Source organism: Brevundimonas sp. (assembly GCF_036659295.1).
In the GTDB taxonomy this organism is placed as follows: domain Bacteria; phylum Pseudomonadota; class Alphaproteobacteria; order Caulobacterales; family Caulobacteraceae; genus Brevundimonas.
The window spans coordinates 26,788-44,298 of sequence record NZ_JAVXCU010000004.1 but is presented as its reverse complement, the minus strand read 5'-3'; the positions used below and the strand labels follow the sequence as shown (position 1 = coordinate 44,298).

The window sequence follows — 17,511 nt, the reverse complement described above, 5'->3', positions numbered from 1 at the left end:
AACCATGAAACGCCTATTGAAAACGGTCACGATCCTGATGGGGGCCAGCGCCCTTGCCGTCTCGGCCTTTGCCATGGACGCGCAGGCCCAGACCCGTGCCGTCAATCTGATCCCCTCGCCCACCGATGCGGACGGCCAGATCACGCTTGGCGATCTGTTCGAGGGTGCCGGTACCGCCGCCAATATCGTGGTCGGTCGCCGTTCCGGACCCAGCGCCGTTCTGGATGCCGCACAGGTGCAGATTGCCGCCCGCCGCGCCGGACTGGACTGGGCCAATACCGCAGGTATCCGCCGCATTATCGTGCGCGAGGGTGCCCCCTTAGCTGTACAGTCGGCAATGGCGTCCGCGCCTGCCCGCGCCGGTGCCATGGTCGAGGCCCTGACCTTTACCCGCAGCCTGTCTGCGGGCGAGGTCGTTCAGCCCGAAGACGTGATGTGGACACAGGTTCAGGCGCATCTGGCCCCTGTATCCGGCCCACAGGATGCCGCCGAGATTATCGGTCTGTCGGCCCGTCGCCCCTTGCGCGCCGGTCAGGCGGTCAATGCCCGCGATCTGGCCTCCCCGCAGGTGATTGCCCGCAACGACATGGTCGAGGTCCTTTATCAGGACAACGGCATTGAGCTGACCATCACCGGCCGCGCCCAGCGCAACGCCACCATGGGCGATACGGTCAGCATCCTGAACCTGCAATCCAACCGCACCATCGAGGCCGTGGCCGTGGCCCCCGGCCGCGCCATTGCCGGACCGGCCGCCCGTATGATGCGGTCGCCGTCCACACGTTCCAACCAGTACGCCGCTCGCTGAGCCAGAAAGACGTGATGACCATGCGCAAGATTCTGATCCTCGCCGCCGCCTGCCTGCCTCTCGCTGCCTGCTCGACCGCTTTAGAGGCTGTCAAAGGCCCCGAACTGGCCCCGATGGTCTATCCGTCGGCACTGGTTCCTGCCCAGCAGGCCTATCTGCCGGAACCCACCCCCGCCAGCGCCAACAGCCTGTGGCGCACAGGGGCGCGCTCCTTCTTTGGTGACCAGCGCGCGCGTCGTGTCGGCGACATCCTGACCGTCAATATCGACATCAATGACCGCGCCCAGACCCAGAACACCACCAATCGCCAGCGCACCAACAGCGCCTCTGGCGGGGTCAGCAACTTCTTCGGCTTCGAAAGCAGCCTTGGCAAACTGTTTCCCGGTGGCTTTGATCCAGCCAATATGATCGGCACCGAGGGCGAGGTTTCGGCCAATGGGTCGGGCAGTGTGAACCGTTCCGAGCGCGTCAATCTGACGGTGGCGGCCATCATCACCGCCGTCATGCCCAATGGAAACCTTGTCATTCAGGGCCGACAGGAGGTTCGCACCAACCGCGAGGTGCGCGAACTGACCGTCGCAGGCATCGTCCGCCCCGAGGATATTTCCAGCGCCAATACCATTGCCCACACCCAGATCGCCGAGGCGCGCATCTCGTATGCTGGCCGGGGCGATATCAGCCGCATGCAGTCCACGCCTGCGGCCCAGTCACTGGTGGAGCGTTTCAGCCCGTTCTGATCGGCTGCGCGCCCTCCGGCGCGGCAAAAATCGGCATCTGTGGCGGCAAGCCAGGTCAAACTTGCCGCCCTTTGTCGTGCCTGAAAGATACCGGCATTTTTTGCCGCACCCGCGTTTCACCCCCGCCCTTGAGCGGCCATAGTTGCCAAACAGGCCGCTGATGCGTCAGGATCAGCCTCTTGCACAGTCAAACGGAGCGAGCATGACGCACGACCGGAGACGACAAACGGGACACCGACAGCGCAAACCTGTCACCGTCCTGAATATGATGGCGGGCCCATTGATGCCGGGCCTGTTGATATTGGGCCTCGCCTCTGCGGCACATGCCCAGAACCCCCCTTCCCCCGCACGACAGGATGCCAGACCCGCGACCGTTACAGTCGGCGCGCCATGGGTCTGGACCCTGTATGCCGATGGCGAGCCTGTCGTGCTGGCGCAGGAAATCCCCGACACGCCACAGTTAAAAACCACGCTGGAATGCGAACCCCGCAGCGGGCAGGTGCGCTTGTCGCTGTATGATGCGGCTGATCTGGGCAATGGTCCGGTGATCTTGCGTTCTGGCCCGCACACGGCCACGGGCGAAATGCAGACCGTGCGTTTGCGCCTGTCCACATCCCTGCCCGCCGACCATCCGGTATTCATGGCCTTTGTGAACAATGGCGAGATGAAATTCTCGCGCGAGGAACAGGTCAAGACCGTTAGCGTCGGGCCACAGCACCTGCCTCTGCTGCGCCGTTTTGCCCGCGCCTGTGCCGGATAGAGATGCGGGCATGACAACCCGCCATAACCCTTTTCAAATGAGTATTTTCATTATGATGCGCCAGATTTTTGCTGTTCCTCGCCTGCCTGCCCATCGCCTACCCGCATTGGGGGCCTGTGCCGGTCTGGTCCTGCTAGCCGCCTGTGCCAGCCTGCCATCGACCACGGCCCCGAACATGGCCCTGCCCGCAGCCGCCCCTGCCCCGCAGGATGACTATGACTGGCATTTCGAACGCCAGCCGCAGACGGTGCAACTGGCCTATGGCGTGGCCAATTCGGACGACATCCCGTTTGGTCTCAGCTGCCGCCCCGGATCGGGCCAAATCCAGATGACGACCCCCAGCCTCGACGCCAAGCTCAAGACCATTACCCTTGGCACCAGCGAGGCCAGCCAGACCTATGGGGCCCGTCAGGAAGCAGCGGAAATGTTCGACGGCTATCTGCTGCACGCCCAGACCACGCCCAGCGATCCTGTGCTGCTCAGTTTTGCCAAGCTGGGATGGCTGGTCATTGCCCATGAAGGCAGCTGGGCCGGCCTGTCGCCCCAAACCGCCACCAAGACGCAAGGGCAAGACTTCCTGGCCGCCTGTCGCTAAGACAGGGCCACAGCCCAGCCAGACCCTCGGACAGTTATGTTTTTAAAGCGTATTTTCGGCGCGTTACAGCCGACCTACCTCATCCGCGCCTATGTGATCAGCGCAGCCTTCATGGCGTTTATGGTCTGGTTCGTCAGCTATATGGCCAAGGGCCAGCCGTTGACGGGGGACAAGATTGCGACCCTGCTGGTGTTTGGGATCGGGGCGTTGCTGTTCCCGTTTTCCAAGCTGGTCTGGGACGAGATCAAGCGCGTGATGATGGGCGGTAATGTGTTCTACCTGCCCATCATCTTTGTGCTGCCGCTCAAGCTGGTCGTGAACTATGCGCTGTGGTGCTTCTCGATCTTCATCGCGCCTTTGGGCATCGCCTATCTGTGGCTGCGTTCGCGCCAAAGCGCCTAGAGGCCTAGCTCCAGACGGGCCTTTTTCGTCAGGCCCGCCGCCACCAGTTCGTGCGAGCGGGCGATCAGGTCCGATAGTTCCTGATCGTCCCAGCCCGCCACCGCCTCGCTATAGGCCCACCCCCCGCGCGGCAGGTAGGGCGCACGGCGCATGACGCCCAGTTCCGTTAGCGCCTCATAGGCCACTTCGGACAGCTTGATGGACAGGCCGCCATCGTCGCCAAGTATAGCGAATATCTTGCCGCCGACCTTGAAGGTCTGGCTGTCGGGACCAAAGGGACGCTCAACGCTCACCCCTTTTAGCGACAGACAAAAGGTTTCGACCTGTCCGTGTTGCATTAGGCCTGCACCTGAACGCCGAGGCCGATCGGGCAAACCACGCCGGTGCCGCCAATGCCGCAATAACCGGCAGGGTTCTTGGCCAGATAGCCCTGATGATAGTCCTCGGCATAATAATAGGCGGGCGCTTCCAGAATCTCGGTGGTGATCTCGCCACGGCCCGATTCATTCAGTGCCGCCTGATAGGCCGCCTTGGACGCCAGCGCAGCGTCACGCTGGGCCTCGTCGGCATAATAGATAGCCGAGCGGTACTGGGTGCCGATATCATTGCCCTGACGCATGCCCTGCGTCGGGTCATGGTTTTCCCAGAACACCTTCAACAGTTCGCCATAGGTGATCTTGGCGGGATCAAACACCACCTGCACCACCTCGTTATGGCCGGTGCGGCCCGAGCAGACCTCTTCATAGGTCGGGTTGGGCGTGAACCCGCCCGCATAACCGGCCGAAGTCACCCACACGCCCGGCAACTGCCAGAACACGCGCTCCACACCCCAAAAACAGCCCATGCCAAAGATGGCCGATTCGAATCCCTGCGGATGCGGACCTTTCAGGGCATTTGCGAGCACAAAATGCGTTTCATCCGTCTGCAAAGGCGTGTCGCGCCCCGGCAAAGCCGTCTCTGCGGTCACTAGCTCGTCGGTCTTTTTGGTCAACATCGATAAATTCTCGCAAAAACGGGACTAAATTCAACATAAACCCATATAGGAACACATACATCCCTTGCCGAGAGGCTCATGCTGTTCTATCAGCCACGCCTCCGCCGGATAGACCATCCAGCGGGCGCACGACAAGCTCGTGGAACGGACAGGTGGCGGAGTGGTCGATCGCGCACGCTTGGAAAGCGTGTGTACGTGAAAGCGTACCGAGGGTTCGAATCCCTCTCTGTCCGCCACACTTCCATTATAAATGATTGAATTTGTTTGATTATTTATCAAACATTTCAGTGAGTACCCTTTTCAGTACCCACTTTGCCTGTCGCGCCATTCAATGGCCCGCGCCTATTTCAGCCCGCTTTATCGGCCCCTTGCCCGCCTGATAGCCCATAACGCCGCCTCGCCTCGCGGCCTATATTGTTCGTCGTTCCACACCGCTTGCCAACGACGCGCCCTCCGAATTCTTCGCGCTTAACACCATGCGTTGCTCGCGCGATTTTATCCGCGCCCTTCAAAACATAATCCAGAACACCATCCAGATTGATCTGGTACACTGCACTACCGTTAGAAGCCGCTAACAAATGGCGAGCGATACTCAGCGTTTCACGCACCCCTTTAAGCCTTGCCGCGCCACACGCCTTTAACGTGCGGGAAAATTCAGAGCGCAGCGCAGGGAAATCAGCAGGGCCATGCCAAAGAATATGCAAATGCTCTCCTTTGCCGTCTCCATTCTCGCGCGCCCAAATACAGGCAAACTCGCTACCTGACCGCCTGACCGCCTCACCCATGCCCTTCAGCAGCAGCGAGGTCGCCACCATAGGCTCACTGACACCTGCCGCGCCCCAGTGAATAGTGGTGAAGCGGTTAAAGGGCATACCCACGGCAACCGCGAAATGCGTCGCCTCTATCAACCCTGCAACTTGGCTTTCTGACAGCCCGTCAGTGATACGATTTGCCCTGTTTCTACCTCCCCCTCTGCCGGAAGGAGCGTATAAGCCCGCACCTATATATATGCGCGGCGAATTATCGCTCATGGCCGCAAATCCCCATTTCCAAGGGAATTCAAAGGGCTATTCGGTATTTCAGACTCAAAACGCCCTCCCAAAAACCCGAATTTCCCGCAGGTTTCAAAGCGGGATGCTTTGGGACGGTGGTGGATTGTGAACATTGATAAGTTAGACCCCAAGCCCTCAAAGGCACTAACGACTGACGGGACAGGCATCACAGCCATTTGCATCGCGCGTTAACAGCCCTCTTCATTGCTTTCAGAAACACGGACAGACAGCCCGTAAACGCAATGCGGAGGCCCCAGTCTGCCCAGAGCCTCCGCACCACTTACAACCGACTTGCGCCGCCCTAGCCCGCCTTGCCGTCTAGCAAGCCCATAGAGGCCGCCTGAAGCGCCATCTGGGTCGCGGCCTTAGCCAAGTCAGGAAGAGCCTCTACAGGCAAGGTAACGCCCTTGCGGGGCAATCCATGCGCCAGAGAAGCACCACCACCGCCCAACTGCCGTATATCGACACTGAACGCCTGCCCGTTGGCCGAAAGGGTCAAACGACACTCACCCGCATCAGCCAAGGGCACCACATAGGCACTTAGGGGAAACCCTTCACGCGCGCACGCGCGCTTTGTCGCATCATCACTCGCGCGCGCGATGGCAAGCTTGCCTCCCTGCCGCATAGTTTCGGGTGCAGTACGCGCGCGCGCGCGCGGCGGCAATTTAGGAGGCAGGCTCATTTCGCCCCCTCCTTTATCACCACTACCGGACTCACAAGGATGTAACGCCCCACAAGGGCATCACCCGCGCGCTCGAACTGGGTCAGGATTTGTATGCCCAAGTCTCGCAACTGTTTGATGTAAGCCGATGTGCGCCGCGCCCAGCCCAAAGGCGAAGCCTCGCCAGACGTGAAGCCCGCAGGCCCTTTCTGGATTAGCAGGGCCAGTGTTTGAGCCGCGCGCCCTTTAATCACCACGTCAAACCCGCCAAGGCGAATTATCAAAAATGGCTTTACTGGGTGTGCCAGCATGTTAGGGGAAGGATGCTTGCCACCAAGGAAAGCAATCAATTGGGCCTCATTCACCGTTGCAGCGGTGGTGAGGCCCTTCTCGTTTTCGGGTCCGTTTTGAGGCTTCATCTTCAAGCCTCCGTCGAACGCTGCTCTTGCGTCAGCAAGTACGTTTCCAAAGTTTCACGACGCAGAAGGCGACGGCCACCCACTAAAAGCGATGCTACTTCGCCGCTCTTGATAAGGGCATAAAGCTTAGAGCGAGATATTCCTGCATACTTAGCAGCATCATCCACGCGCAAAGCCGCAGGCTTAAGCACAGGGCTGCCCATACAGTTGTTTTCGTACGTTGGGTTCGTATTCAAGGTTAAGCTTTCATTGGCTCATTGAAGATGTGCATCCACGTTCTTCTGGACACCCCCGTACAATATAGCCTTGACCATTATGTAAAAGCCCTCTCGCGATGCGGATTTGCACTTATTTTGGTTGCAAAACGCAAGCATTTGAAAAGCAGAGAGTTCTTCATACGTTCTGCTTGTATAATAGATTTATGGCAGCGTTTACAAATGCTTGACCATAAGCTTAGCTATACCTCTTTTGGGCAAGATTGACCCCTCGAATCGTCCAGAACGCCCAACAAATCATCTCAACCGCACCACAACAGATTCGGCTTTCTCAGGCTCGCAGTACCTGCCCCACGCTTCCATCATCGCCCGACGTTTCTCTAGCGCGTCACCGCGTCGATAGGCCCTTTCAGTTTCATCTCCGACCACATGAGCCAAAGCCGCCTCCGCCAACTCACGCGGGAATGATGAAACCTCGCCTGCCCAGTCCCTGAAGCTTGAACGGAAGCCATGCGGGGTTATCTCGCCCGCCGCATAGCCCATACGCTTCAGCAGGGCGCTAAAGGCCGCATCCGACAAAGCCTTTCCAGATTGCACCCCCGGAAACACCACCGCCCCCGCCTCGCCTGTCGATAGGGGAGCCGCTTGTTTCAATATCTGCACGGCCCTGTCAGTCAGCGGCACACGGTGGTCACGCCCTGCCTTCATACGAACAGCCGGAACCGTCCAAACCTTCGCCTCTAGGTCAATCTCGCCCCATGTAGCGCCACGCACCTCGCCAGAGCGGGCAGCGGTCAGAATGGTGAATTCCAAGGCCATAGCCGCCACCGCATCGCGTGTCCGCAAGTCTGCGATGAAGTCAGGCACCTTTTCAAAGGTCATGGCCGCATGGTGCCCCCGCGTTAGCTTCTGGCGCTTGGGTAACAGATGATCCAAATGACCACGCCAGCGAGCCGGATTCTCGCCTGTACGGTATCCCTTGGCCTTGGCCGCATCCAAAACCCGCTCAATACGGCCACGAACGCGCGAAGCTGTTTCCGGCTTCTCCAGCCAAATAGGCTTTAGCACCCTTAAAACGTCCGCCGTCTGGACCTCACTCACAAGGACAGGCCGCAGCTTGGCCGCATCCCGCTCTAGCGTCGCTTGCCATTGAGCCGCGTGCTTTTCGTTACGCCATTGCGGAGCCATATCAGCGACTACCCTGTCAGCCATCTCCCCAAATGAAGGAACGGCATTTTGCGCGCGCCTTTCAGAGATAGGGTTTTTGCCGTCCGCCAATAGGGCGCGGGCTTCAGCCGCCCTTTGTCGTGCCTTTGCCAACGGCACATTCAGGACCGCCCCCAAGCCCATATCCGTCGAGCGCCCGCGCAAAGTAAACCGGAACACCCATTTGCGCCCGCCATCCTTCGCAATGACCAGATACAGCCCGCCGCCGTCGCTATAGCGCCCTACTGCCTTCAGCGTCGCCACCTCGCGGGCAGACAGCTTGTTAATCGCACGCGCCATATTCGGTCCCTTAAAGGCAAGAGCCGAAAGCATGGCCCGCCTTTCAGTACCTACTTCAGTACCTACTTTGAGCCAAGATTACAGGGGACGATTTAGGACACGCTGGTACGGATAAATTGAAATTTGCTTTAAAATCAATGCCATTAAAGCACAGAGCCAGACACTCTAGGACAGGGGTACGGCAGCCTCTCTGTCCGCCACGAGCCTGTTCGTCCCAGATCATAGCTGTTCCCTGAAAACCCCGCAGCCCTTATGCTAGACAGGATTTTCGTGTGCGTGTTTTCACCCGCATTCGGGTGTGGTCGCGCCACAAAAGGTGGGTGAAAAGGAGGAAGGCAGCCCCCCCCTAATGCTTTGCTCCACCTGCATTCACGACGCGATCATGGCCTCGCTGCACTCTGCATCAGCAAGTGCCGTTCCTAATCCTCAAGCCTAGTGTGGAGCCCCCGACGGCTGTTCTTTGGGAACAGGTCGGTATGTCGTCGGGGGCAACCGGTTGAGAGGATCAGGCGTTTTCGCCGAAGGGGTCGTCGAGGCTGTGGGAGGGTTCGGTGAACCAGACGGGACCGGTTTCGCTCATGTAGAAATGGTCTTCCAGACGCACGCCGAACTGGCCGGGAATGACCAGCATAGGTTCGTTCGAGAAGCACATACCGGCCTGTAGCGGCGTGGTGTCGCCGCGCACCAGATTGGGGGCTTCGTGGATGTCCAGACCGACACCGTGGCCGGTGCGGTGCGGCAGGCCCGGCAGGATATAGTCGGGGCCATAGCCCAGACCGGTCAGATAATCGCGGGCGGCGGCATCGACGCTCTGGCACTCGGCACCGATACGGGCCGCGTCAAAGGCCAGAGCCTGTGCTTTTTTCTCGTGTTCCCACACGCGGCGGAACTCGTCGCTGGGTTTTCCGAACACAAAGGTACGGGTGATGTCGGAGTGATAGCCGTCGATAAGGGTGCCGGTATCGATCAGCACCACATCGTCAACTTTCAGCGCACGATCGCCCTCGCCGCCATGCGGCAGGCAGGTGTCGTCGCCAAACGAGACGAGGCAGAACCAAGAGCCGCCCTCGCCGCCCAGTTTGCGATGTTCGGCATCGACGAAGCGTTTGACCTCGGAGGTCAGTACGCCTTCCTGCAACCAGTGGCGGGTGCGGCGCAGCACTTCCAGCGTGATCGCCTTGGCGCGAACCAGAAGGGCAATCTCGGTGTCCGATTTGATGCTGCGCTGGGCCACGATCAACGGGCCGCCGTCTTCCAGACGCGCATGGCCCAGAGCCCGCGACAGGCCCAGCCAGATAAAGGCCGCCGACTGGTCATCAACCGCCAGACGCGCATCGGCAGCGAGCGCGCCCGCGACCAGCGCATAGGGGCTGTCTTCTTCTTCCCAAGTCAGGATGTCACCCGCGACGGCATAGTCATTGCCTGTCACCGCGGTGATCTTGTCCAGCTCGAAACGGGGGCAAACATATTGCACACGCCCGTCCGCATGGACCAGAGCCCCGGTCAGACGCTCGGAAGGGTGCCAGTCCAGCCCCGTATAGTAACGCAGCGAATTGGTCGGCCCCAGCAGCATGGCCGCCAGCCCTTCGGCCTTCAGACGGTTCGCCAGTGTGCGAATGCGGGCGTGGCGTTCTGCGACAGAAACGGGTGCGGCGGCGGGGGCTGAAAAGGTCATGTCACTACGTATTATTGTACCGGAATTCTATCTGCGCTTGTTTCACCCTTCGGGGTGGCTCGCAAGTCCGGCCATAGTAGCAGAGCACCTGTTCAGGCCCTTGGATCTCAGCGTTTGTTCACGCGCTCATGGTGCCAGATATGGCCTTCGAGCAAGGATGCGGCCATGGCGTAATCTGCCGCCACGAGGCATTCGTATATGCGGTGGTGGTCGTTGTTAAAGGCGGGCTTCCAGCTGTCCTTGTCGCTGTTTTGCAAGACGTTGCGCGAGAAGGCGATATTCAGGTCGCGCACCACCTCGACCAGACGCGGCATCAGCGACAGCTCGGCCAGCGCCACATGGAAGGCGCGGTTGGATGCTTCCCACGACACCAGATCCGTCGCGGCCTCGCCCGCCAACAGTGCCTCGCGAACCTTGCCCAACTGGCGTGCGGTCAGCTTGCCCGAAAGGGTTCGCAGCCCCATCACTTCCAGAGCGCCGCGCATACGGGCAATCTCCCTGTCGTCACCGCTGGAGATCGGAGCCACACGCACGCCGCGCCTTGGTTCGCTGACCACCAGCTTGCGGGTTTCCAGACGCAGGAAGGCCTCGCGTATCGGCACATGACTCGTATTGAACTCGTGCGCGTATAGTTCCTGACGCAGGCGGGTGCCCGGCTTCAAATCCCCGATAATGATCCGTTGGGCCAATGTGTCGGCGACACGTTCGGCCAATGTGGGTTCTCGCATTATCGATAATCCGGGGCATTTCGATTTAACACTCCCTGCCCCATGCTTCAGAGCCGCCCGACTGTCAAAGTTCTTTCGCCCATTATCGATAATATGCGTGCGAAAAACCCGCCCCAAAGCACCTGAATATCTATGTCAGGTCTTGGCGGATGCTTTGGGAATAGGGCGCATCCGGCGCAAGGCTGCGGGCCTTTTCGGTCACGTGGGCCTTAGCCTTGATGTCGGGCAGCGGACGGTCATTTTTGATGACGCCGAGGTCGTACAGATAATCCTGCGTGTGGCCTGACAGCAGGATGCGCCAGTCCATCGGCAGACGCTTTTCCACCGTTCGGGCCAGCCGCCAGATGACGGTCGTACAGTTGGTGGTGATGGTCTGGTAAAAGCGTGGCTTGACCGCCAGCTCATTGCCGAGCCCGACATAGGACAGGAACAGCGCCTTCTTCTGTTCAGGCGTCATGGTCAGCGGGAAGATCGAGACATCCTCGCCGCGCGCATGGGTGCGCAGCTTGACTATATCCTCTTCGGTGGCCCCGATCAGAACCAGTTCGAACTGTTTGAAGAAGCCGCCAATCTCCGAAAATTTCTCGTGCTTTTCACGGCGGATTTCGGCCGAGAACACCACATACTGGCCGTCGGCAAAGCCGAAGCTGACCATGGTGTGGGCGATATGCGGGCTGGCCCAGACGGTGCTGATGAAGTCCACGGTTTGGAGCTGGTCCAGATTGACCGTCTGGTCGATCCAGCGCGGATCGCCGTCGTCACGGGTGTGCCAGCGGAAGTCGCGCACATTGGACAGATGGACGGTCGAGCCTTGAATATCGGCCACCACACCGCGCGAAAGCTCCGGTGCCCAGTCGCGGTTTTGTAAGGGGCGAACCTGCGCCCAGCCCAGCGCGACGAGCGCGACTATGATGGCCAGCACAGCCCATGCTCGCCCGCGCCCCATGAAGGACACCCAGACCTGAAGCGCCAGCATCACCAGCGGTATGGCATAGACCCACACGCCGAACGGACGCAGTTGGTAATGCACCGCCAGCGCCGTCCATGCCACCAACGGCAGAGCCACAAGCAGGCTGCCCCACGCCCATTTGGTGCCCGCCGCGCGCGCCTTAACAGTCGATGATGTCAAGACATCCCCCTTGGTCCTGAACCTGACTTACGACGAGAACGGCCTGATGCGCCAGAAGTCATGAGTTTGGGCCATAGATCACCTTCGGTGCCGCTGCCCCCCCGATCTGCGCCGCTATGCGGCTTGTCGGAGGATGACGAAAGAGGGCAATCCGGCTGAGGTCCACACTCCATATGATTTCAGCCAAAGAAAAAGGCCGAACCCTTTCAGGTCCGGCCCTTTCCGTCGCGGGGATTTTAAAGCGCGATCAGGCGACGACACTGTTGGCGGCGCTGATAACAGCGCGGGCAGAGGCGGTGGCGACATCGCTATCCATACCGGCCCCGAAGACGGTGCGGCCGTCTCTGGTCTTGCACTGCACATAGGCGGCGGCGCGGGCGTCGGTGCCGGCTCCGATGGCGTGTTCCTGATAGTCGATGATTTCGAAATCGGGCGCACCGGCCTCGCGGATACCGTCCAGCAATGCCGAGATCAGACCGTTACCGCGCCCCGAAATCGGCGTCACCTTGTGGCCGATCTTGACGTCGCCGGTAAAGACGCGCTGGCCATCGCTCTTGGCGCGGCCCTGCTCCATGAAGGACATCAGTTCAAAATACTGCGGACCGTCCAGACGATAGGCTTTCTGGAAGGTGTCCCAGATATCGGCGCTGGTCAGTTCGCGGCTGACCTCATCGGCTTTTTTCTGAACGGCACGACTGAAATCGGCCTGCATGGCCTTGGGCAGCTTCAAACCCTTGTCCTGTTGCAGCACCCACGCCATGCCGCCCTTGCCGGACTGGGAGTTCACGCGGATGACCGCTTCGTAGCTGGCCCCGATATCGGCCGGATCGATCGGCAGATAGGGCACGTTCCAGAACGGGTCGTTGCGTTTTTCCTGCGCCTCGAAGCCCTTTTTGATCGCATCCTGGTGCGAGCCTGAGAAGGCCGTAAAGACCAGCTCACCCGCATAGGGATGGCGCGGATGGACGGGGATCTGGTTGCAGTACTCCACCGTCTTGACGATCTCCTCCATGTTGGAGAAGTCCAGCTCCGGCGAGATGCCTTGGGTGTACATATTCAGGGCCAGCGTCACCAGATCGACATTACCGGTGCGCTCGCCATTGCCGAAGATACAGCCCTCGATACGGTCGGCACCGGCCATCAGACCCAGCTCTGCCGCCGCGACACCCGTGCCACGGTCATTATGCGGGTGCAGCGAGATGATCGCCGCCTCACGACGTGACAGGTTGCGGATCATCCATTCGATCTGATCGGCATAGATGTTGGGGGTCGAGCATTCGACCGTGGCCGGCAGGTTGAAGATAATCGGCTTTTCAACCGTCGGCTCCAGAATATCCTGAACCGCCTCGCAGACCTCGAGGCTGAAATCCAGTTCTGCGGTCGAGAAGGTTTCAGGCGAATATTCAAAGCGCCAGTCCGTGTCGGGGCGCTTTTCGGCCTCTTCACGCAGGATTTTCGCGCCCTCGATGGCCAGTGCCTTGATGCCGGCGCGGTCCATGTTGAACACGACCTCGCGCCATGCAGGGGATACCGCATTATACAGATGGACCGTGGCGGTTCGCGCACCCTCCAAGGCCTCGAATGACTTCTGGATCAGGTCGCGGCGTGACTGGGTCAGCACCTGCACCATCACATCGTCGGGGATGCGATCCTGACGCACCAGACCCGAGATGAAGTCGAACTCGGTCGCGCCCGCAGACGGGAAACCGACCTCGATCTCCTTCACGCCGATCTTCACCAGCATATCGAAGAAGCGCTGCTTCTTGTCGGCGTCCATGGGGTCGGCCAGAGCCTGATTGCCGTCACGCAGGTCCGTGGACAGCCAGCGCGGTGCCTTGGTGATAGTTCTGGACGGCCACTGACGGTTTGGCAGGTCGATTTGAGGGAAGGCACGGTATTTTACCGAGGGGTCGCGCAGCATGGGGTGCGCCTCTCTTGATCAAGCATATTCAATGGGAGATGTGCGGCGAAGACACGTCGCCACCGAGGCAGCCGTTAACCCCGGCGGCCGCCGATAAGTCGCCCTAGGGCGATACGCACATATGCAAGTTTCTCAACCATTGCCGTCCAACTAGGACAGACCGTCGCAAAAATCTACCCCAAATACCAAATACGGCTTCGCTAAATGGGCATATTTATTCGTTCTCTACCGCCAGTTGACAGATCGCAACTGCCACAGCGCCAGGGCCAGCAATAAGGGCAGGCCCAGTTCGCCTGTTTCCTCGACCGCTTTGCTAATCGCCATCAGGTCATTTTGCAGCGCCACACCCATCTTTCTGAGCTGACGTGGCAGGCCATCCATTTCCTTGAGAAAGATGCCAAACCCGCCCACAGCCAGCAGGGTGATCGACGCCGCCGATTGCTGGAGCGAGCGCGAACGCCATGCCGAGCGGATCGCCATCACCAGCAGCGTCAGCAGGATCGCAACCGCAAGTCCGGCCAGCAGTTTTTCGGTCAACGGCACATCCGGACTGACATAGAGCCGCGTTTTGAACAGGCCATAGGTGGTGAAGGTCTTATGGGCATCAAGCTCGCGCAGGCCCATCAGCAAGGCCGCCAGCGCGATCAATCCGGCCGCGACCTCTCCGCGTGCCCGCACGACCAGCGCCACGACAAGCACACCCGCATACAAAAGCACGGTGAGCGTCTCGATCACGCCCCCTTCGCGCGTCAGGGCCAGAGCCTGCTCGCCCAAGACAAGACTGAAGGCGAGCGCCACCAGCAGACACCCAACGATCAAAGCCAGAGCCGGAAGTGCACGGGACATCAGGCCCGACAGCCCCTTTTGCGTTACAGGCGCGGACATAATTGCTCCGCGCTCCACACCACGGCTCAGGGGCGGCCACTCTTCTACAGACATCAAAACTTCTTCTGCACTCGGCACAGTTACAACTATGCCACGAGCCTTAGACCGATAAGCCTTACCTTGGCTATTGATTGAATCGTTCTGCCTGTTGCGATCCGCCCAGCCCGACGCCTTTAGGCTTGCGTCTCGCTCCACATGTCCAGATCGGTTTCCTGTCCGATCAGGGCCAGACCGGAAGCGATGGATTCGAACTCGCTGCCGCTTTCGATACGTTCCTCGCCAAAGCGGTCCACAAACATGCGGCGCACCGCAGGTACAAAGGATGTGCCGCCGGTCAGGAACACACGGTCAATACCGTCAGGTGCCATCCCTGCCCGCTCCAGCGCAAGGTCCACTGCGCCTTCGATCTGGGCCAGTTCGGGGGCGATCCAGCCCTCGAAGGTGTCACGGCTGACGTTATGGCGGATATCGACGTCGCCCTGTGCGAACACGAACTGGGTCTCGTCCTGTGAAGACAGGGCGATCTTGAGGGCCGAGACGGACTGGTAAAGGGCATAGCCGTAGTTCTCGTCCAGAACCTCGACCAGACGTTCCATCTTTTCCGGCTCGTCGGCATTACGCACCAGACCGCGAATATCCTTCATGTCGCGCGAGGCCCGCAGCAGGGCCAGTTGCTCCCATTTGGCAAAGGCAGTGAAGTAACGCTGCGGCACCGGCAGGGTCTTGCCCATGGCCGTATAGGTCGTGCCCTTGCCCAGTTCCGGCGACACCAGATTGTCGATGATGCGATAGTCGAACGCATCGCCCGCAATGCCGACACCGGCGCGGCCCAGTGGCGTCGAGCGCAGGCCCTCGGGGGTCGGCTCGAAACGGATGATGGAAAAGTCGCTGGTACCGCCGCCAAAGTCGGCCACCAGAACGGTCGCGGCCTTTTCCAGCGAGCGGGCAAAATAGAAGGCCGCCCCGACCGGCTCATAGGCATAGCGGATATCGCCAAAGCCCAGCTGCGTGAAGGCCGCCTGATAGCGTTCCAGCGCCAGAGGCTCGTTCGGATTACCGCCCGCAAAGGTGACGGGGCGACCGACGATCACGCGCGGCGGCAGAGTGGCCAGCCCCTCGCCTGCATGCTGGCGCACCTGCTGCATAAACACAGCCAGCAGGTCCTCGAACCTGTAGCGGCGACCGTCGATGACGGTTTCGCTAAAGGCGGCACTGGCGGCGAAATTCTTGAACGACTGGATGAAGCGCGTATCCAGCGGGTCTTCCAGATAGGTTTCGACCGCCCACGGTCCGGCCGAGATGATGCGCTCCGGTGCCGATCCGTCAGCGGCGGGGATCATCTGGAAACCCAGTGCCGAGCGGAAGCCCGACAGCTCTGCGGCGGGGCCTTGTAGCGTCACCACCTGCGCGTCCTGACCCGGCAGGCTGAGCGCCAGCACCGTATTGGTGGTGCCAAAGTCGATACCTAAGGTGGCGATGGGGGCGGCAGCAGAAGAAACAGTCACGCGGCGGACTTTCAGGTCAGGCATTGATCGGGGGGCGCTCCCCCTAGCGCAAATCACGCCGCGATGCGCCCTTTTTCCACATCGGCACGCCAAAAGTCACACGCGAAAAAGGCCGCCCCTTGCGGAGCGGCCTTTCACGTTTTCAGCGGTCAGTCTTTCGACCTACTGCTTGTAGACATTGCCTGCGCGCATGACGAATTTGACGTCACGCAGGGTGGCCACGTCCTGCAACGGATCACCGTCAACGGCGATGATGTCGGCATTATAGCCCGCCGTGATACGGCCGATCTCGTCTTGCAGACCAAAGTGGTCGGCTGCGTTGATGGTGGCGGTACGGATGGCTTCGATCGGGGTCAGACCGGCTTGGACCAGCAGCACGAACTCGCGGGCATTGTCGCCGTGCGGGCCAACGCCGTTGTCGGTGCCAAATGCGATCTTCACACCGGCGGCGTGGGCACGGCGCGCCATGTCCAGCATCAGCGGACCGGCTTCCAGCGACTTCTTGCGCTGGTTGGCGGTGAAGAAGGTGCCCGGACGCTGGGCTTCGCGGGCTACAAAGTCACCGGCCAGCAAGGTCGGGACCAGATAGCCGCCATTGGCCTTCAGCATGCGGATGCCTTCATTGTCGAGGAAGGTGCCGTGCTCGATCGAGTCACCACCGGCGCGCAGGAAGCTGTTGATACCGTCCGTGCCGTGGGCATGGGCGGTGACGCGACGGCCCATGAAGTGGGCGGTCTCGACAATGGCTTCCAGCTCACCTTGCGAGAACTGCTGGTTCAGGCCCGCACCGGTATCGGACAGAACGCCGCCGGTCGCCGTGATCTTGATGACATCAGCGCCCGAACGCACGCGCTCGCGCACAGCACGGCGGCAGTCATCCGGACCCGAGCAGACGCCCGTGGTACGCATCAGCGGCACCATGGATTCCGGCACGCCATTGGCATCGCCGTGGCCGCCATGCGGGGTCACTGTACCGGCCGAGGCCAGAATGCGCGGGCCGACAATACGGCCTTGGGCCACGGCATTACGCAGGCCGACAACCGCGTCGGCATTACCGCCCAGATCGGCCACCGTGGTGAAACCGGCCTCCAGCGTGATCTTGGCATATTGTGCGCCGCGCAGGGCCGCGTCGGCAGAGGTGCTGGTAAAGCGGGTGGCGCGATCGCCATCACCTTGCTGGCCACCCAGATGGACGTGGCTGTCGATAAAGCCCGGCAGGACGAACTTGTCCGACAGGTCCACCACATTGCCTTCGCCCACGAAACCGTCGCGGATTTCCTTGACCTTGCCATCCTCGATCACAAGGGTCTGGCGCTCGGTTACGCGGCCGGTGGCCGGATCGGCCAGCACGCGGCCCGCATGGATATAGGACACGTTCTGAGCCGCAGCACCGCTGGCCGAAGCCATCAGCACAGCCGCCAGACCAACGGCCCAGCTATTCTTCAGGTTCAGTTTCATACTTCCTCCTCCGCGGTGCGAATGGCACCGCCCCCTAAACGGATACTCTAGACTTTCACGGCGG

The 17,511-nt window shown here is 60.5% G+C and carries 18 protein-coding genes and 1 tRNA gene; 6 read left to right on the top strand and 13 right to left on the bottom strand.

The annotated features are described in order from the left end of the window. The first annotated feature begins 4 nt into the window (after positions 1-4). The 5 genes from flgA (at position 5) to RSB01_RS01620 (ending at position 3,299) form a co-directional block, all read left to right on the top strand. Positions 5-805, top strand: a complete 801-nt coding sequence (flgA, locus tag RSB01_RS01640; protein ID WP_332591763.1) for a flagellar basal body P-ring formation chaperone FlgA — start codon at positions 5-7, stop codon at positions 803-805. Between the two features lie 20 nt (positions 806-825). Next, the gene (flgH, locus tag RSB01_RS01635; RefSeq protein WP_332620406.1) at positions 826-1,542 is read left to right on the top strand and encodes a flagellar basal body L-ring protein FlgH; all 717 of its coding nucleotides are present in this window, start codon (positions 826-828) and stop codon (positions 1,540-1,542) included. A gap of 283 nt (positions 1,543-1,825) precedes the next feature. Beyond that, a complete protein-coding gene (locus tag RSB01_RS01630; protein ID WP_332591761.1) occupies positions 1,826-2,302 on the top strand; it encodes a hypothetical protein in 477 nt (158 codons plus the stop codon). 37 nt (positions 2,303-2,339) lie between these two features. Beyond that, positions 2,340-2,897: a hypothetical protein gene (locus RSB01_RS01625; RefSeq protein WP_332591760.1), complete on the top strand. Its 558-nt coding sequence runs from the start codon at positions 2,340-2,342 to the stop codon at positions 2,895-2,897. Positions 2,898-2,933: 36 nt separating this feature from the next. Beyond that, complete coding sequence (locus RSB01_RS01620; protein WP_332591759.1) at positions 2,934-3,299, top strand: hypothetical protein; 366 nt, start codon at positions 2,934-2,936, stop codon at positions 3,297-3,299. On the opposite strand, the gene RSB01_RS01615 is transcribed toward RSB01_RS01620, so the two are convergent. Further along, positions 3,296-3,637: an MmcQ/YjbR family DNA-binding protein gene (locus RSB01_RS01615; RefSeq protein ID WP_332591758.1), complete on the bottom strand. Its 342-nt coding sequence runs from the start codon at positions 3,635-3,637 to the stop codon at positions 3,296-3,298. The two genes, RSB01_RS01620 and RSB01_RS01615, sit on opposite strands and share 4 nt — an antisense overlap. Beyond that, positions 3,637-4,293: a peptide-methionine (S)-S-oxide reductase MsrA gene (gene msrA, locus RSB01_RS01610; protein WP_332624999.1), complete on the bottom strand. Its 657-nt coding sequence runs from the start codon at positions 4,291-4,293 to the stop codon at positions 3,637-3,639. Before msrA ends, RSB01_RS01615 begins: the two co-directional genes overlap by 1 nt. 146 nt (positions 4,294-4,439) lie before the next feature. Here msrA and RSB01_RS01605 point away from each other — a divergent pair. Beyond that, positions 4,440-4,529, top strand: a tRNA-Ser gene (locus RSB01_RS01605). A gap of 111 nt (positions 4,530-4,640) precedes the next feature. Here the strand turns inward: RSB01_RS01605 and RSB01_RS01600 are convergent. From RSB01_RS01600 to RSB01_RS01550, 11 genes are all read right to left on the bottom strand, one after another. Continuing rightward, a complete protein-coding gene (locus RSB01_RS01600; protein WP_332619499.1) occupies positions 4,641-5,324 on the bottom strand; it encodes a hypothetical protein in 684 nt (227 codons plus the stop codon). 322 nt (positions 5,325-5,646) lie between these two features. Further along, positions 5,647-5,844, bottom strand: coding sequence for a hypothetical protein (locus RSB01_RS01595; RefSeq protein ID WP_332619498.1), 198 nt, complete (start codon positions 5,842-5,844; stop codon positions 5,647-5,649). 179 nt (positions 5,845-6,023) lie between these two features. Then, complete coding sequence (locus RSB01_RS01590) at positions 6,024-6,425, bottom strand: hypothetical protein (RefSeq protein WP_332619497.1); 402 nt, start codon at positions 6,423-6,425, stop codon at positions 6,024-6,026. Positions 6,426-6,937: 512 nt separating this feature from the next. Next, positions 6,938-8,146, bottom strand: coding sequence for an integrase arm-type DNA-binding domain-containing protein (locus tag RSB01_RS01585; RefSeq protein ID WP_332619496.1), 1,209 nt, complete (start codon positions 8,144-8,146; stop codon positions 6,938-6,940). A gap of 505 nt (positions 8,147-8,651) precedes the next feature. Then, the gene (locus tag RSB01_RS01580) at positions 8,652-9,821 is read right to left on the bottom strand and encodes a Xaa-Pro peptidase family protein (RefSeq protein WP_332589959.1); all 1,170 of its coding nucleotides are present in this window, start codon (positions 9,819-9,821) and stop codon (positions 8,652-8,654) included. A gap of 107 nt (positions 9,822-9,928) precedes the next feature. Further along, positions 9,929-10,549: a GntR family transcriptional regulator gene (locus RSB01_RS01575; RefSeq protein ID WP_332589960.1), complete on the bottom strand. Its 621-nt coding sequence runs from the start codon at positions 10,547-10,549 to the stop codon at positions 9,929-9,931. Between the two features lie 130 nt (positions 10,550-10,679). Next, positions 10,680-11,678: a DUF4105 domain-containing protein gene (locus RSB01_RS01570; RefSeq protein WP_332619494.1), complete on the bottom strand. Its 999-nt coding sequence runs from the start codon at positions 11,676-11,678 to the stop codon at positions 10,680-10,682. Positions 11,679-11,925: 247 nt separating this feature from the next. Further along, positions 11,926-13,599 carry a 2-isopropylmalate synthase gene (gene leuA, locus RSB01_RS01565; RefSeq protein ID WP_332589962.1) on the bottom strand — a complete coding sequence of 558 codons (1,674 nt, stop codon included), beginning with the start codon at positions 13,597-13,599 and terminating at the stop codon, positions 11,926-11,928. A 225-nt stretch (positions 13,600-13,824) separates the two neighbouring features. Then, the gene (locus RSB01_RS01560) at positions 13,825-14,484 is read right to left on the bottom strand and encodes a hypothetical protein (protein ID WP_332589963.1); all 660 of its coding nucleotides are present in this window, start codon (positions 14,482-14,484) and stop codon (positions 13,825-13,827) included. A 173-nt stretch (positions 14,485-14,657) separates the two neighbouring features. Then, positions 14,658-16,013, bottom strand: coding sequence for an Hsp70 family protein (locus RSB01_RS01555; RefSeq protein WP_332589964.1), 1,356 nt, complete (start codon positions 16,011-16,013; stop codon positions 14,658-14,660). A gap of 138 nt (positions 16,014-16,151) precedes the next feature. Further along, on the bottom strand, positions 16,152-17,447 hold the full coding sequence (locus RSB01_RS01550) for an amidohydrolase family protein (protein WP_332589965.1): 1,296 nt from the start codon (positions 17,445-17,447) through the stop codon (positions 16,152-16,154). Positions 17,448-17,511: the final 64 nt, after the last annotated feature.

What these genes read in the sequence shown, in the direction of transcription:
- RSB01_RS01560 (WP_332589963.1), bottom strand. Translation starts at nt 14,484, where the DNA reads ATGTCCGCGCCTGTAACGCAAAAGGGGCTGTCGGGCCTGATGTCCCGT.
- flgA (WP_332591763.1), top strand. Translation starts at nt 5, where the DNA reads ATGAAACGCCTATTGAAAACGGTCACGATCCTGATGGGGGCCAGCGCC.
- flgH (WP_332620406.1), top strand. Translation starts at nt 826, where the DNA reads ATGCGCAAGATTCTGATCCTCGCCGCCGCCTGCCTGCCTCTCGCTGCC.
- RSB01_RS01600 (WP_332619499.1), bottom strand. Translation starts at nt 5,324, where the DNA reads ATGAGCGATAATTCGCCGCGCATATATATAGGTGCGGGCTTATACGCT.
- RSB01_RS01615 (WP_332591758.1), bottom strand. Translation starts at nt 3,637, where the DNA reads ATGCAACACGGACAGGTCGAAACCTTTTGTCTGTCGCTAAAAGGGGTG.
- RSB01_RS01590 (WP_332619497.1), bottom strand. Translation starts at nt 6,425, where the DNA reads ATGAAGCCTCAAAACGGACCCGAAAACGAGAAGGGCCTCACCACCGCT.
- RSB01_RS01580 (WP_332589959.1), bottom strand. Translation starts at nt 9,821, where the DNA reads ATGACCTTTTCAGCCCCCGCCGCCGCACCCGTTTCTGTCGCAGAACGC.
- RSB01_RS01620 (WP_332591759.1), top strand. Translation starts at nt 2,934, where the DNA reads ATGTTTTTAAAGCGTATTTTCGGCGCGTTACAGCCGACCTACCTCATC.
- msrA (WP_332624999.1), bottom strand. Translation starts at nt 4,293, where the DNA reads ATGTTGACCAAAAAGACCGACGAGCTAGTGACCGCAGAGACGGCTTTG.
- RSB01_RS01625 (WP_332591760.1), top strand. Translation starts at nt 2,340, where the DNA reads ATGAGTATTTTCATTATGATGCGCCAGATTTTTGCTGTTCCTCGCCTG.
- RSB01_RS01555 (WP_332589964.1), bottom strand. Translation starts at nt 16,013, where the DNA reads ATGCCTGACCTGAAAGTCCGCCGCGTGACTGTTTCTTCTGCTGCCGCC.
- RSB01_RS01575 (WP_332589960.1), bottom strand. Translation starts at nt 10,549, where the DNA reads ATGCGAGAACCCACATTGGCCGAACGTGTCGCCGACACATTGGCCCAA.
- leuA (WP_332589962.1), bottom strand. Translation starts at nt 13,599, where the DNA reads ATGCTGCGCGACCCCTCGGTAAAATACCGTGCCTTCCCTCAAATCGAC.
- RSB01_RS01630 (WP_332591761.1), top strand. Translation starts at nt 1,826, where the DNA reads ATGCCGGGCCTGTTGATATTGGGCCTCGCCTCTGCGGCACATGCCCAG.
- RSB01_RS01585 (WP_332619496.1), bottom strand. Translation starts at nt 8,146, where the DNA reads ATGGCGCGTGCGATTAACAAGCTGTCTGCCCGCGAGGTGGCGACGCTG.
- RSB01_RS01550 (WP_332589965.1), bottom strand. Translation starts at nt 17,447, where the DNA reads ATGAAACTGAACCTGAAGAATAGCTGGGCCGTTGGTCTGGCGGCTGTG.